Origin of the sequence: Roseomonas sp. BN140053, assembly GCF_047690175.1 — a bacterium.
Taxonomy (GTDB): domain Bacteria; phylum Pseudomonadota; class Alphaproteobacteria; order Acetobacterales; family Acetobacteraceae; genus Roseomonas.
Map to the genome: position 1 here is coordinate 111998 of NZ_JBLLEB010000002.1, position 13417 is coordinate 125414.

The window sequence follows — 13417 nt, forward strand, 5'->3', positions numbered from 1 at the left end:
GCCCGGTGAGCGCAAATGCGGCGAGCATGGCCACGATGCCGCAGATCCTGGCCGGCCGCACCGTGGTGGTGACCGGCGCCGCCCGCGGCGTCGGCCGCGCCATCGCCGAGGCCTGCGCCGCCGCCGGCGCCCGGCTGGTGCTGGCCGACATCCTGGCCGAGATGGTGCAGGATACCGCCGCTGCCCTGGCCGAGACCGGGGCGCAGGTGCGCGCCCTGCCGCTGGACCTCGGCGAGCCCGAGAGCATCGCGGCCTTCGCCCGCGACATCGCGGCCCAGGAGGGCACGGTGCATGGACTGGTCAACAACGCCGCCATCGCCACCGGCATCGGCGGCATCACCTTCGACGAGATCGACATCGACACCTGGGACCGGGTGATGCGGGTCAACGTCCGCGGCACCTGGCTGGTGACCCGCGCCCTGGTGCCGCACATGGCCGAGGGGCCGGAGGGCGGCCGCATCGTCAACCTCGCTTCCGACACCGCGCTCTGGGGCGCACCGCGGCTGCTGGCCTATACCGCCAGCAAGGGCGCCGTGATGTCCATGACTCGTTCCCTGTCGCGCGAACTCGGCCCGCGCGGCATCGGCATCACGGCCATCGCGCCCGGCATCATGCGCAACGAGGCCACGGACTATGTCCCCGCCGAGCGCCACCGGCTCTACGAGACCGGCCGCGCCGTGCCCGGGCCGCAGGCGCCGGAGGACATCACGGGCACCGTGACCTTCCTACTCACGCCGGGCGCCCTGGCGGTGACCGGGCAGGTGATCCCCGTCAACGCGGGCTTCGTGTTCACGTGAGCGACCTCCCCCTCCCCGCCGTGTCGCCCCTGCCGCGCGAGCAGGTCGCCGGCGTGTCGCTGCTGCATCGCCCGGGAACCGGCACCGAGTTGCCGCTGGTGCTACTGCACGGCATCGGCAGCAACAGCGAGAGCTGGTCGCCGCTGCTGCGCGTGCTGGACCCGGCGGTGGAAGCCCTGGCCTGGGACGCGCCGGGCTACGGCGACTCCCGCCCGGTACCGGCGCCCTCGCCCGCCCCCAACGACTACGCCGCTGCGCTGGAAGCGGTGCTGGACGCGCTGGGGCATCAGACGGTGCTGCTGGTCGGGCACTCGCTGGGCTGCCTCTTCGCCGCGCGCTTCGCCGCCAGCCGGCCGAACCGCGTGGCGCGTCTGGCGCTCTGTTCCCCCGCGCTGGGCTACGGCGTGCCGGCCGGGGCGCCGCTGCCGCCGGTCGTGCAGGCGCGCATCGACGACCTGGACCAGCTCGGGCCGGAGGACTTCGCGGCGAAGCGCGCCGCCCGCCTCGTGTTCCAGCCGGACCAACGGCCCGAGGTCCTGGCCGGGGTGCGCCGCTCGATGGCCGCGGTGAACCCGGCCGGCTATGCTCAGGCCGTGCGCGCCCTGGGCGCCGGGGACCTCCTGGCCGATGCGCCGCGCCTGACCATGCCGGTGCTGGTGGCCACAGGGCTGGAGGACGTGGTGACCCCGCCCGACAACGCCCGCCGGCTCTTCGACGCCCTGCCCAACGGCATCCGGCTCGCGGAACTGCCCAATGCCGGCCACGCCATGCCGCAGGAAATGCCGCAGGCCCTGGCCGCCATCCTGGGGGAAACGCTGCTTGGCTGACGCCCCGGACACCGCCCCCGAGGCGATAGAGGACGCCTACCTGTCGCCCCCCGTGCAGCGGGCGGCGCGGCTGCTGCGCCACATCGCCGAGGGCGACCCGGTGATCAACATGGCCCGCACGGCGCGCGCCCTGGACATCAATCGCACCACGCTGCTGCGCCTCCTCCGCACCCTGGAAGCCGAGAGGTTCATCGAATCCCGCGGCGAGGGCCGTGGCTGGAAGGTTGGGCTCGGGCTGATCGGCATGGCTGCGCAGGCTTTCTTTTCCGAGGACCTCGTGCAGACCGCCGTGCCCGTGGTGGCGCGGCTGGCGGATGCCGTGGGCCTTTCGGCACACCTCGGCGTGCTGGACGGGGTGGAGGTGGTCTATGTCGTCCGCCGCACGCCCGAGCACGGCCGCTTCGTCAGCAACATTCGCGTCGGCAGTCGCCTGCCCGCCCATGCCGCGGTGATGGGCCGCGTCATCCTGGCGCATCTGCCGCCGGAGCGCGTGCGGCAGCTCTTCGCCGGAACCGCCATGCCCGCCAGCACGGCGCACACGCCGGTGACGCCGGAGCAGCTGCGCGAGCGGCTGGACGCGGACCGCGCCGCGGGCCTGGCCTGGAGCGACGGCTTCTACGAAGCCGGCATCACCTCCGTCGCCGCGGCGGTGTTCGACGCGGCCGGCGCCCCGGTGGCGGCGTTGAACGTCAGCGGTCAGACCGCCATCTTCGACGGCCCCGCGCGGCGCGAGCGCATCGGCCGCGCGGTGGCCGATGCGGCGGACGAGATTTCCCGCCGGCTGGGCTGGGCCGGCCCCGCCCGCCCGCGCAACACGACGAACCTCGAGGTGGTGGCATGAGCGAGAAGATTTCCGTGGACTTCATGCGCGGCATCGCGATGCGCGCCCCCGGCGTGACGGCGACCCGCAGCTTCTACGAGCAGAGCTGGGGTCTGCGCACGGTGGCTCAGGGCAATGACGGCACCTTTTACCTGCGCGGCACCGGCCCGGAGCAGTGGATCTACGCGCTGCGCGAGGACAAGGATTTCGGCATCGACTACATCAACTTCGGCATGCTGACGCGCGACCGCGTGGACGCGCTGCACCGCCAGCTCGTCGCGGACGGCGTGGCGGTGAGCGGCGCCCCCGCCGAGCTCTCCACCCCCGGCGGCGGCTACGGCTTCACCGCGCTGGACCCGGAGGGCCGCCGGCTGCGCTTCGCTGCCGACGTGGCGCAGCACGCCGACACCGACGATAGCCGCGCCATGCCGCGCAAGGTGTCGCACGTGGTGCTGAACACCCCGGCGATGGAGAGCACCAGCGACTGGTACCAGCGGCATCTCGGCTTCCGCATCACCGACTATTCCGCGGACATGATGGTGTTCCTGCGCTGCGCCACCGACGCCGAGTTCAGCGACCACCACTCCATCGCGCTGAACCGGGCGCAGTACCCTTCCGCCAACCACGTCGCCTTCGAGATGCCCTCGATCGACAGCTTCATGCGCGGCATCGGCCGCATGAAGCAGGCCGGCCAGGCGCCGGCCTGGGGTCCCGGGCGCCACGGGCCGGGCAACAACCCCTTCGCCTATTTCGTCTCGCCCTCCGGCTTCGTGATCGAGTTCACCTCCGAGGTGCACAAGGTCGAGGAAGCCACGCACCAGCCGGAAGTCTGGCCGCGCGACGTGCCGGAGAAGATGGACACCTGGATGACCGCCGGCCCGCCGACGCCGGCCATGCGCACGGTGATGGCCGGCCGCCCCGATGCCGGCTGGCAAACGGCGGCCTGACGGCGATGGACCTCGGCTATTCCGGACGCACCGCCGTCGTCACCGGCGGCACCTCGGGCATCGGCCTCGCCACGGCGCGGCTGCTGCTGGCCGAGGGGGCGCGAGTCGCGATCTGCGGCCGCGACGCCGGGCGGCTGGAACGCGCCCGTGACACGCTGGGCGGCGGCGACCAGCTGTTCGCCCATCGGTGCGACGTGCTGCGGCGCGAGGAGGTCGAGGCTTTCGCCGCCGCCGTGGCGGAGTGGGGGGGCGGCGCGCTGGACCTGCTGGTCAACAATGCTGGCCAGGGCCGCGTGTCCACCTTCGCCGAGACCACCGACGCGGCGTGGTACGAGGAGCTGGAACTAAAGTTCTTCTCCCAGGTCCTGCCGCTGCGCGCCTTCAAGCCGCTGCTGGACCGCGCCGCCGCGCCGGCCATCGTCGGCGTCAACTCGCTGCTAGCGGTGCAGCCGGAAGCGCACATGGTCTGCACCTCCGCGGCACGCGCCGGCGTGCAGAGCCTGCTGAAGTCGCTGGCCACCGAGTTCGCCCCGCATATCCGGGTAAACTCGATCCTGCTGGGCCTGGTGGACTCCGGCCAGTGGCAGCGCCGCTTCGAGGCGCGTCCCGACCAGGCGCAGAGCCGCGACAGCTGGTTCGGCGATCTCGCGCGGAAAAAGGGCATCCCGCTCGGCCGCCTCGGCGACCCCGAGGAGCCCGCCCGCGCCATCCTATTCCTCGGCTCGCCCGCGGCGAGCTATGTCACCGGCGCCAGCCTCGAAGTTTCGGGCGGCGTGTCGCGGCACATCTGACGGACCATCCCATGGACCACGCCCCTCTCGCCGCGACCCGCCTGGCCACCGAGGAGCCGGTGGGCGACCTGCTCGCCCGCGCCCTGGCCGACCTGGGCGTCACCACTGTGTTCGGGGTGATCTCCATCCACAACCTGCCGATCCTGGACGCCATCGCGCGCCAGGGCCGCATCCGCTTCGTGCCGGCGCGCGGCGAGGCCGGGGCCATGAACATGGCCGATGCCTTCGCGCGTGTTTCCCGCTCGCTGGGCGTGGCGATCACCTCCACCGGCACCGGCGCGGGCAACGCCGCCGGCTCCCAGGTCGAGGCGCTGACCGCCGGCTCGCCGGTGCTGCACATCACAACCCAGGTGGACCGCGCCTTCATGGACCGCGACCGCGCGGCCATCCACGACGTGCCGCGGCAGCCGGACATGCTGAAGGCGATCTCCAAATCCTACATCCGGGTGTGGGAAGCGGCCGGTGCGGTGGACGCGCTGCTGGCCGCCGCCCGCGCGGCGCAGACCGCGCCGGCCGGGCCGGTGACGCTGGAAATCCCGGTGGACGTGCAGCGCGTGAAGGTGCGCGGCCGCCTGCTGCCGGCGAGCTGCCACATCGCCCCTGCCGTGCCCGACCCGGCGCAGCTGGACGCGCTGGCGGAGATGGTGCTGCGCGCCCAGCGCCCGATGCTCTGGCTCGGCGGCGGCGCCCGCCACGCGGCGCAAGCGGCGACGGCGCTGGCCGATCGTGGCTTCGGCATCGTCACCACCACCCAGGGCCGCGCCGTGGTGCCTGAATCCCACCCGCGCTCGCTGGGTGCCTTCAACATGACGCCCGCGGCCCAGGGTATCTACGACCGTTCCGATCTGATGATCGTGGTGGGTTCCCGCCTGCGCGGCAACGAGACGCGCAACAACGCCATGCCGCTGCCGCAGCCGCTGGTGCAGGTGGATGCCGACGCCACCCAGGCCGGGCGCAACTACCCCGTGGACATGTTCATCGCCGGCGACAGCAAGCTGGTACTGGAAGGGCTGCTGGCCCGCCTGCCCGTGGGCCTCGCCACCGATGCCGCCTTCCTGCACGACATCGCCATCGCCCGCGCCACCTCGGAAGGCGCGCTGCGCTCCAGCCTCGGCCCCTACCAGGTGGTGGCGGACAAGCTGCTGGCCCGCGTCGGTCCCGGCGGCCATCCCTTCGTGCGCGACGTGACGCTGAGCAACAGCACCTTCGGCAACCGCTACGTCCAGGTCGCCGCTCCCCATCTGGGCGTGCACGCGCTGGGCGGCGGCATCGGCCAGGGCATCGCCATGGCCATCGGCGCGTCCATGGCGGGCGTGCCGGCGAAAACCGTGGCGCTGGTGGGGGACGGCGGCGCCATGCTGATGATCGGCGAACTCGCCTGCGCCGCCGACATGGGTGCCAACGTGGTTTTCGTGCTGATGAACGACGGCGGCTACGGCGTGATCCGCAACATCCAGGACGCGCAGTATGGCGGCCGGCGCCACTACGCCGACCTGCTGACCCCCGACTTCTCCCTGCTCTGCGCCTCCATCCGCTTGCCGCATGAGAAGGTTTCCGACGTGGCGGAGTTCGGCGCCGCCCTGGATCGCGCCCTGGCAACGGAAGGCCCTTGCGTGCTGGAGGTGGACATGACCGCCATCGGCCCCTTCGCCGAGAGCTTCGCCGGCCCGCCGGCCGGGGCGGCTGGGAGCGTCCGCTGAGATGCGCCGCCTGGGCGTGATCGGCGCGGGCGGCATGGCGGAAACGGTGTTCTCGGCCCTGGCCGAGGCGCTGCCGGCGCCGCTGGAGGCCGTCTCCGTGCTGGTGCCGCCGGGCAGCGCCGACAAGGGAGAGGCGCTGCTGGCGCGCTTCGGCGCCGCCCTCGCCGCCTCTCGCAGCGTCCGGACCGATCGCGCGACCTTCCTGGCCGACGCGCCGGAGGCAGTGGCGGAATGCGCCGGCCACGGCGCAGTGCGCGAGCACGGCGATGCCGTGCTGGCCGCGGGCATCGACCTGATCGTGATTTCCGTGGGCGCCCTGGCGGATGACGCCACCCTTGCCCGGCTGGAAGCGGCCGCCGCGGCAGGCGGTGTCCGGCTGGTGCTGCCCGCCGGCGCCGTGGGCGGCCTCGACGCGCTCGGCGCTGCCAAGCTGTCCGGGCTGGAGGAGGTCACCTATACCGGTCGCAAGCCGCCGCTCGCCTGGCGCGGCACGGCGGCGGAGCGGCTGCTGGACCTCGCGGCGCTGACGGAGGCGACCATCTTTTTCGAGGGCACCGCCCGCGAGGCCGCCACCCAGTTTCCGCAGAACGCCAATGTCGCGGCGGCCGTGGCCCTGGCCGGCGCCGGTCTGGACAGCACCCGCGTGCGGCTGGTGGCCGACCCTGGGGCGCAGCGGAACCTGCACGAGGTTTCCGTCCGCTCCGCCGCTGCCAACTTCACCATCCAGCTCGAAGGCCGCCCTTCCCCGAGCAACCCCAAGACCTCCCTCACCGCCGGCTACAGCGTGGCGCGCGAAGTGCTGAACCGCGTGCGAAAGGTCGCCATCTGATGGACCACATGCAGGATACCGGCTCCGTGACCGCCGCAGCCGGACAGGCCGGCGCGCAAAGCTTCACCGCCCTGCTGCGCCGCATGACCTGGGAAGCTCCGGGCGTGCTGTCCCTGGACTTCGAGGCGGAGGACGGGCGCGAGCTGCCACCCTTCGAGCCCGGCTCGCATATCGACCTGACCCTGCCCGACGGACAGGTGCGGCAATACTCGCTCTGCGGCGACCCGGCGGAGCGGCGCTCCTACCGCATCGCCGTGCGCGACGTGAAGGGTGGCCGCGCATCCCGCTTCGTGCATCGCGGCGAGCTGCGCCCGGGCGTCACCGTGACACTCGGCCTGCCGCGCAACAATTTCCGCTTCGATCCTGCCTCGCGCTACCTCTTCGTGGCCGGCGGTATCGGCATCACCCCGCTGCTGCCGATGATGCGCGCCGCCAGCGCCGCCGGCACGCCCTGGACCCTGCTCTTCTGCACCAAGCGCGAGGCTCAGGCGCCCTTCCTGGCCGAAGCCCGCACCCTCGGCGGCGAGGTGACGGTGCATGCCAGCGAGGAAGGCACCCGCCTGGACGTGGCGGAACGGCTGCGCGAGGCGCCCGCCGGCACGCTGCTCTATTGCTGCGGCCCCGACGCGCTGATGAGCGCGGTGGAAGCGGCCACCGGCCATTGGCAGCCGGACACGGTGCGCTTCGAATGGTTCACGCCGCGCGCCCGCCCGGAAGGCGAGGTGTCCGACAGCTTCGAGGTGGAATGCGCGCAGTCCGGCATGACCATTTCCGTGCCGCCGGACCGCTCCATCCTGGAGATGCTGAACGAACATGGCATCGAGGTGCCCTGTTCCTGCGAGCAAGGCATCTGCGGCACCTGCGAGGTGACGGTGCTGGAAGGCGAGGTGGACCACCGCGACAGCATCCTCTCTTCCGCCGAGCGGGCCGCCAACCAGACCATGATGTGCTGCGTGTCCCGCGCCAAGGGCGCGCGGCTCGTGCTGGACCTGTGAGGCAGAGATGAGCGACGAACCCAAGATCCTGCTGACCATCTTCCTGAAGCACGACCAGTCGCAGAACATCGACCAGATCCAGGGCAAGCTGGCCGAGCGCGCCTGGTGGGAACGCTTCCCGCCCGAGGGCTGCGAGGTGGTGAGCTGGACGGTGGCCATGGGGCTGGGGCAGATCGTGACGCTGCGCCTGCCGCCGGCGCTGCTGAACAAGGTCAATATCGAGATCGAGCGCTCCGCCTGGGGTGTTTTCTCCACGGAGTTCTTTCCCACCTACGATTTCGTTCCCGTGCGCGAGCGCCTGGCGCGGGAATGGCGTTCCCATCGCGAGGAGAAGACGGCGTGAACGACACCTATCGGTTTCCCTCCCTCGAGGTGCGCCAGAGCATCAGCCGCCTGCCCACCGACTGGGAGAACGACCTGGCCGACGCCATCGAGGCGGCCTTCGCCAAGGGCAACTGGGAGCTGGACGACCTCGTGGCCGCCCTGAACCGCTCGCGCGTCCGCCCGCCCGGCGGCGGCGCCTGGACCGCCGAGAACTACCAGAGCACCATCCACGAGCTGGGAGCCTGACCGCATGAGCGCCACCACCCTGCAGCGCCCCGCCGCCGCGACAGCGACAGCCCCCGCCCGCGCCACCGTCACCGAGGCGGAGATCCGCGAGTACCTGACCCTCGGCGTGCGCAACCGCTGGTGGCCGGTTCTCCCCTCCCGCTACGTCCATGCCGGCGGCAAGCCGGTGGGGATCACCCGGCTGGGCGAGCCCATCGTGCTGTGGCGCGACCGCGCCGGCGCGCTGCACGTCCAGACCGACCGCTGCCCGCACCGCGCCGTGCCGCTGTCGCGCGGGGTCAACGAGGGTGACCGGCTGCGCTGCAACTATCACGGCGTCGAGGTCGGCCCCGACGGCACCGTGCTCAGCGTGCCGGGACAGCCGGGCTGCCCGCTGGAAGGCAAGAAGGCGGTCAAGACCTATCCCTCGGTGGAGGTCGCCGGCGCCGTCTTCGTGTGGTTCGGCGACGCCCTGCACGAGGAAGCGCCGGAATTCGTCCCCCCGCCGCAGCTGGCCTCCCCGGAATGGGAGCGTTTTCCCTGCTACGCGGACTGGGAGATGTTCTGGCGCTACTCGCTGGACAACGCCATGGACCCGATGCACGGGACCTTCCTGCACGCCAACTCGCACACGATGTACCAGGGCGACACCACCGCCCATTTCGTCACCCGCGACACGCCCACCGGCTTCTTCTTCGAGAAGGAAGGCCAGCGCGACGTGAACTTCGACTGGTCGGAGCTGGTGGATGATGGCGCGCTCTACGTGCGGCTGGAAATCCCCTACCCGCCCTCCGGCGGCCCGGGCGGCAATTTCAGCATCATCGCCTTCGCCACGCCGATCGACGCCAACAACACGGCCAGCTTCTTCTTCCGCTGCCGCAAGGTGCAGGGCTGGCAGCGCGACACCTGGCGCTTCCTGTACCGCACCCGCATGGAGCCGCGGCACTGGGCGGTGCTGGAACAGGATCGCGAGATGCTGCAAGGCTGCAAGCCCGGCCTGGAAAAGTACGAGATGCTGTACCAGCACGATGCCGGGCTGATCCGCCTGCGCCGGCACCTCGCGCAGGTGGCGCGCAAGCAGCTGACGGAGCTGAAGGCGGCGGGCAAGGCGTGAGCCTTCCCGCCACGGCGCCATCGCGAGCCACCCCGTCCGCGGCGCGCCAGGTGACGGCCCCGGCGGTGCCGGAGCCACCGCCGGGGCTGTTCTCCAACGCCCTGGTGGTGGGCAGCACGGTGTATCTTTCCGGCCAGCACGCCGGCGCGCCCGGCGGCGGTCTGCTGGGCGATGGCAGCGTGCTGGACCAGACCCGGCAAGCGCTGCGCAAGCTGGTGGCGCTGGTGGAAGCCGCCGGTGGCTCGGCCGCCGACATCGTCAAGCTGACGGTCTACCTGGCGGACATGGACCGCAAGGCCGAGGTCAGCGCCGCACGCCGCGAGTTCTTCCGCGATCCCCTGCCCTGTTCCACGCTGGTGGGCGTCAACGCCCTGGCTGCACCGGACCTGCTGGTGGAAGTGGACGCGGTCGCGGTGCTGGGCGCCGGCGCAGCCTGAACGCAGGCATGTCCCTTTTCTCCCCCTGGACCTCGCAGGAAGGCGTCACCATGCACCCCGACCTCCGGCGCATCATCGCGGTCGAGGCGCATCGCCGCCGCACCGGCCGTTGCCCGGCCACCGTGCACGCGCTGGGCACAGGCGAGAGCTTCGCCGTGGAAGCCTCGCCCGATGGCTTTCACGACCTCGCCTCGGGGCTGCGGGTGCGCTCGGAGCCGGCGGGCATCGTGCTGGAGGATGGCAGCACGGTGGAACTGCGGCTGGACGGCGACGTGTTCTTTTCCGGCCGCGATGCGGTGTCAGGCGAATACTTCACCGGCCGCGCCGGCGGCGGTGCTTCCGTGACGCTGTATCCCACGGTCGGCACGGATTATTTCCAGTACGCGATGGCCGGTTCGCGCGGCGAGTTCTACGCCCGGGCCGCCGACGCGGGGGCCTGAGCCGGTCCGCACCGCCCGCGACAGGCCGCCGCGGATCAGCGTTAAGGCGTGACCTGTGCCGCCATCGAAGCGGCGGGACCATCGCCGAATCTCGGGGCCGATCGCCGGCCGGAAGTGCCGGGACGGGGAACCACCCGTCCCGGCGACGCTTCACGCGGCCTCGAACTGCACCGTCTCGGCACCGGGCTCGCCCACCACCATGAACATCTGGGCGTCGGACATGTCGTCGTTGCGGAACCAGTGGCGGCGGCCGGCGGGGGTCTTCACCACGTCGAGCGGGCCGAGCTTGGCTTCCACCACCTCGCCATCGTCACCCTCCCAGCCCACGGTGACCACGCCCTCGATCACCAGGAAGGCGTCCTCCACCGGGCGGGCGTAGGGCTTCACGCCCACGCCGCGGGGGATGCCGATCATGTCCTTGTGCGCGGTGGTGGACTGCACCCCGCCCTCGCCGACATAGACCTTGCGGGAGAAGCCGGCCGGGTGCCACTCGATCGGCTGCTCGCTGAAGCGGATCACGTGGTGCGCCATCAGCTGCTGCAGCGGGTGCGTGCCGGCGGCGGACAGCGCCTCGGTCTTGCCGGGCTGGGCGCCGAAGGCGCGGGCCAGCGCGGCCTCGGTGTTCTTGGGGTGATAAACGTAGCGCGGCGGCAGCGGCGCGCCGACATCCACGCTGATGCTCATCAGGACAGGCACCACGCCGTCGTTGCGGAAGCCGTGCGGCACGTCGCGGGCGTTCAGGATCATGTCCTTGGGACCGAGCTTCACCTCGATCACTTGGCCTTCCTGTTCCCAACCCACGGTCAGCACGCCGTCCAGGATCAGGAAGGATTCCTCGATCTCATGCGCGTGGCAGGCGGCGTAGTTGCCCACCGGCTTGTGGATCAGGCTCAGCGTGAAATGGTCCGGCTTCATGGTGGCGGTGTCGCCAACCTTGGGCGAGCCGCCGGCGCCGATGTAGCGCATCTGTGCCCGCGCCAGTTCGGGATAGCCGCGGTTGGACGGGAAAGCGTCCCAGTCGAAGGACTTCTGGGCGTGCCGGCCGATATGGGCCTGCATCTGCTGCTGCAGTGAGGCCGGCGCTGCCTCGGCGACGGTGGGGGTGATGACGTTCACGGGCGGAACTCCTGGCGCTGTCGCGTACGGAGCGTCTAGCATTCCTACGTTTCACCTGCCATACATTGTTTTATGGGCAAACAAGTGACGCGGCGCGGCCGGGCGGAGCCTCCCCCTGCTTCGGCCTCCCCACCGGCATCGGGAGAAACGCTCCCGCCCGGCACGGCGGCGGAGGACCGCTACCTCGTCCCTGGCCTCGTGCGCGGCCTGCAGGCGCTGCAGGCCTTCACGCCCGATCGCCGCCGGATGACGCTGGGCGAACTGGCCGCGGCCGTGGGCGTGACCCGCTCCGCCGTGTTCCGGCTGGCCTATACGCTCGACCAGCTCGGCTTCCTCGTGCACGACCCGAACACGCGGACCTACGCGCTGGGCCCGCAGGTGCTGCGGCTCGGCTACGGTTACCTCGCTTCGCGCGACCTGGTGGAGGTGGCGCAGCCCTTGCTGGAAGGCTTGCGCGACCGCACCGGCTGGTCGGCGCATCTCGGCGTGCTGGAAGGAACGGAGGTGGTCTACCTCGCGCGCGTGCCCACCCGGCGCAGCCTGGCCAGCGTGGTGCATGTCGGCACCCGCCTGCCGGCCCACGCCACCACCATGGGCCGGGTGCTGCTGGCCGCCCTGCCGGAAGCGGAGCTGCGCCGCCTCTACGCCGGCGCCCTGCCCGCGGGCATGACCCTGGACGCGCTGCTGGAACAGCGACGCGGCGACCGGGCCGGCGGCGTGGTGGCGCATGACGGCGGCTACGAGCCCGGGGTGGCCAGCGTCGCCGCCCCGGTGCGCGACGTGTCCGGCCGGGTGGTGGCGGCGGTGAACATTTCCGCCGCCGCGCTGCTCACCACGCCCGAGGAGCTGCACGGTTCCCTGTCCGCGGAAGTGGCCGCCACCGCCGCCACCCTGTCCCGCGCCCTCGGGGTCGCGCCGCCCGCCGCCCCGCCCCGGCCGGGCGGCGCGCCCTGACCGACCCGCCACGTCCACGCCCCACCCGAGAGGAGTTCCCATGTCCGCCACCCGGTTTCCCCGCCGCGCCGTGCTCCGCGCCCTGGGCGGGTTCCCCGCCCCGGCTCTCGCCCGCTTCGCCGCCCCTGCCCTTCCGATGGCCGCTGGCCTGGTCGGCTCCGCCGGAGTTGCCTTTGCCGCGGATGCCTGGCCGACCCGCCCGGTCACGGTGATCGCGCCCTTCACCCCCGGTGGCCCGGTGGACGTGCTGGCGCGGGTGGTGGCGCAGGGCGTGCAGGCCGCCTCCGGCCAGCCCGCCACGGTGGACAACCGCACCGGCGCCCAGGGCAACATCGGCATCGAGGCGGTGCGCCGCGCGGCGCCGGACGGCCACACGCTGCTGCTGGTGCCGGCCGGCAACCTGACCATCAACCCCACGCTGATGAGCAACCTGCCCTTCGACGTGGAGCGCGACCTCGCCCCGGTCAGCCTGCTGGCCACCGCGCCCAACGTGATCGTCTGCGACCCCGCCCTGCCGGTGCGCGACCTGCCCGGGCTGGTGAGCTACGCCAAGAGTCGGCCGGAGGGCGTGACCTACGCCTCCCCCGGTGTCGGCAGCCAGCTGCACCTCGCCGGCGAGCTGCTGGCGCAGAAAGCCGGCATCGGCATGCTGCACGTGCCCTATCGCGGCTCCAGCCAAGCGGTGACGGACGTGATCTCCGGGCAGGTGCAGCTGCTGTTCACCAACCTGCCGGCGGTGCTGACGGCGATCCGCGGCGGCCAGGTGCGCGCCATGGCCCTGACCACCGCCGCCCGTTCCCCCATCGCGCCGGAAATCCCGACGCTGGAGGAGCTCGGCGTGCCCGGCTTCGACATCACCTCCTGGTACGGGCTGCTGGCGCCGCGCGCCACGCCCGCCCCGGTGCTGGAGGCCATCCATGCCGAGATGCGCCGCGTGCTGCACGCGCCCGCCACCAGCGCCGCGCTGACGGCCCAGGGGTTGACGATCACCGACGAGGGGCTGGACGAATTCGGCCGGCGCATCCGCACGGAAACGGCGATGTGGGCCGAGGTCATCCGCAGCCGCAACATCCAGTCGGGGCTCTAGGCGCCGCGCAACCG

General features: G+C 72.2%; 16 protein-coding genes. 15 read left to right on the top strand and 1 reads right to left on the bottom strand.

Translation table 11 applies throughout. The annotated features are described in order from the left end of the window. Positions 1-5 precede the first annotated feature (5 nt). The 13 genes from ACLIBK_RS02680 to ACLIBK_RS02740 all read left to right on the top strand — a co-directional run bounded on the left by ACLIBK_RS02680 (position 6) and on the right by ACLIBK_RS02740 (position 10246). Positions 6-797 (top strand): SDR family oxidoreductase, encoded by a 792-nt coding sequence (locus ACLIBK_RS02680; RefSeq protein ID WP_415385671.1) that lies wholly within the window; start codon positions 6-8, stop codon positions 795-797. Next, positions 794-1624: an alpha/beta fold hydrolase gene (locus tag ACLIBK_RS02685; RefSeq protein WP_415385672.1), complete on the top strand. Its 831-nt coding sequence runs from the start codon at positions 794-796 to the stop codon at positions 1622-1624. Before ACLIBK_RS02680 ends, ACLIBK_RS02685 begins: the two co-directional genes overlap by 4 nt. Beyond that, the gene (locus tag ACLIBK_RS02690; protein WP_415385673.1) at positions 1617-2465 is read left to right on the top strand and encodes an IclR family transcriptional regulator; all 849 of its coding nucleotides are present in this window, start codon (positions 1617-1619) and stop codon (positions 2463-2465) included. Before ACLIBK_RS02685 ends, ACLIBK_RS02690 begins: the two co-directional genes overlap by 8 nt. Continuing rightward, positions 2462-3391 (top strand): VOC family protein, encoded by a 930-nt coding sequence (locus ACLIBK_RS02695; RefSeq protein ID WP_415385674.1) that lies wholly within the window; start codon positions 2462-2464, stop codon positions 3389-3391. The genes ACLIBK_RS02690 and ACLIBK_RS02695 overlap by 4 nt, the downstream gene beginning before the upstream one ends. A gap of 5 nt (positions 3392-3396) precedes the next feature. Then, positions 3397-4182: an SDR family oxidoreductase gene (locus tag ACLIBK_RS02700; protein ID WP_415385675.1), complete on the top strand. Its 786-nt coding sequence runs from the start codon at positions 3397-3399 to the stop codon at positions 4180-4182. A gap of 11 nt (positions 4183-4193) precedes the next feature. Beyond that, on the top strand, positions 4194-5882 hold the full coding sequence (locus ACLIBK_RS02705; RefSeq protein WP_415385676.1) for a thiamine pyrophosphate-binding protein: 1689 nt from the start codon (positions 4194-4196) through the stop codon (positions 5880-5882). A 1-nt stretch (position 5883) separates the two neighbouring features. Next, positions 5884-6711 (top strand): aspartate dehydrogenase, encoded by an 828-nt coding sequence (locus ACLIBK_RS02710; protein WP_415385677.1) that lies wholly within the window; start codon positions 5884-5886, stop codon positions 6709-6711. Positions 6712-6737: 26 nt separating this feature from the next. Then, positions 6738-7706 carry a PDR/VanB family oxidoreductase gene (locus ACLIBK_RS02715; RefSeq protein WP_415385678.1) on the top strand — a complete coding sequence of 323 codons (969 nt, stop codon included), beginning with the start codon at positions 6738-6740 and terminating at the stop codon, positions 7704-7706. 7 nt (positions 7707-7713) lie between these two features. Beyond that, positions 7714-8049, top strand: a complete 336-nt coding sequence (locus ACLIBK_RS02720; protein ID WP_415385679.1) for a hypothetical protein — start codon at positions 7714-7716, stop codon at positions 8047-8049. After that, complete coding sequence (locus tag ACLIBK_RS02725) at positions 8046-8276, top strand: recombinase-like helix-turn-helix domain-containing protein (RefSeq protein WP_415385680.1); 231 nt, start codon at positions 8046-8048, stop codon at positions 8274-8276. Before ACLIBK_RS02720 ends, ACLIBK_RS02725 begins: the two co-directional genes overlap by 4 nt. A 4-nt stretch (positions 8277-8280) precedes the next feature. Beyond that, entirely contained in the window at positions 8281-9369 is a 1089-nt protein-coding gene (locus tag ACLIBK_RS02730; RefSeq protein ID WP_415385681.1) for a Rieske 2Fe-2S domain-containing protein, read from the top strand. A gap of 65 nt (positions 9370-9434) precedes the next feature. Then, positions 9435-9806 (top strand): RidA family protein, encoded by a 372-nt coding sequence (locus ACLIBK_RS02735; protein WP_415385682.1) that lies wholly within the window; start codon positions 9435-9437, stop codon positions 9804-9806. 8 nt (positions 9807-9814) lie between these two features. Then, positions 9815-10246 carry a hypothetical protein gene (locus ACLIBK_RS02740; RefSeq protein WP_415385683.1) on the top strand — a complete coding sequence of 144 codons (432 nt, stop codon included), beginning with the start codon at positions 9815-9817 and terminating at the stop codon, positions 10244-10246. Between the two features lie 150 nt (positions 10247-10396). Here the strand turns inward: ACLIBK_RS02740 and ACLIBK_RS02745 are convergent, their stop codons facing one another. After that, positions 10397-11362, bottom strand: coding sequence for a cupin (locus ACLIBK_RS02745; protein ID WP_415385684.1), 966 nt, complete (start codon positions 11360-11362; stop codon positions 10397-10399). Positions 11363-11446: 84 nt separating this feature from the next. On the opposite strand from ACLIBK_RS02745, the gene ACLIBK_RS02750 reads away from it, so the two are divergent. Together ACLIBK_RS02750 and ACLIBK_RS02755 are read left to right on the top strand one after the other, a co-directional pair. Beyond that, positions 11447-12316, top strand: coding sequence for an IclR family transcriptional regulator (locus tag ACLIBK_RS02750; protein ID WP_415385685.1), 870 nt, complete (start codon positions 11447-11449; stop codon positions 12314-12316). Positions 12317-12356: 40 nt separating this feature from the next. After that, on the top strand, positions 12357-13403 hold the full coding sequence (locus ACLIBK_RS02755; RefSeq protein ID WP_415385686.1) for a Bug family tripartite tricarboxylate transporter substrate binding protein: 1047 nt from the start codon (positions 12357-12359) through the stop codon (positions 13401-13403). The last annotated feature ends 14 nt before the right edge of the window (positions 13404-13417 follow it).

Bases quoted from the DNA above. Each gene is read 5' to 3' on its own strand.
- ACLIBK_RS02695 (WP_415385674.1), top strand. From the start codon at position 2,462: ATGAGCGAGAAGATTTCCGTGGACTTCATGCGCGGCATCGCGATGCGC.
- ACLIBK_RS02700 (WP_415385675.1), top strand. From the start codon at position 3,397: ATGGACCTCGGCTATTCCGGACGCACCGCCGTCGTCACCGGCGGCACC.
- ACLIBK_RS02705 (WP_415385676.1), top strand. From the start codon at position 4,194: ATGGACCACGCCCCTCTCGCCGCGACCCGCCTGGCCACCGAGGAGCCG.
- ACLIBK_RS02710 (WP_415385677.1), top strand. From the start codon at position 5,884: ATGCGCCGCCTGGGCGTGATCGGCGCGGGCGGCATGGCGGAAACGGTG.
- ACLIBK_RS02720 (WP_415385679.1), top strand. From the start codon at position 7,714: ATGAGCGACGAACCCAAGATCCTGCTGACCATCTTCCTGAAGCACGAC.
- ACLIBK_RS02730 (WP_415385681.1), top strand. From the start codon at position 8,281: ATGAGCGCCACCACCCTGCAGCGCCCCGCCGCCGCGACAGCGACAGCC.
- ACLIBK_RS02740 (WP_415385683.1), top strand. From the start codon at position 9,815: ATGTCCCTTTTCTCCCCCTGGACCTCGCAGGAAGGCGTCACCATGCAC.
- ACLIBK_RS02755 (WP_415385686.1), top strand. From the start codon at position 12,357: ATGTCCGCCACCCGGTTTCCCCGCCGCGCCGTGCTCCGCGCCCTGGGC.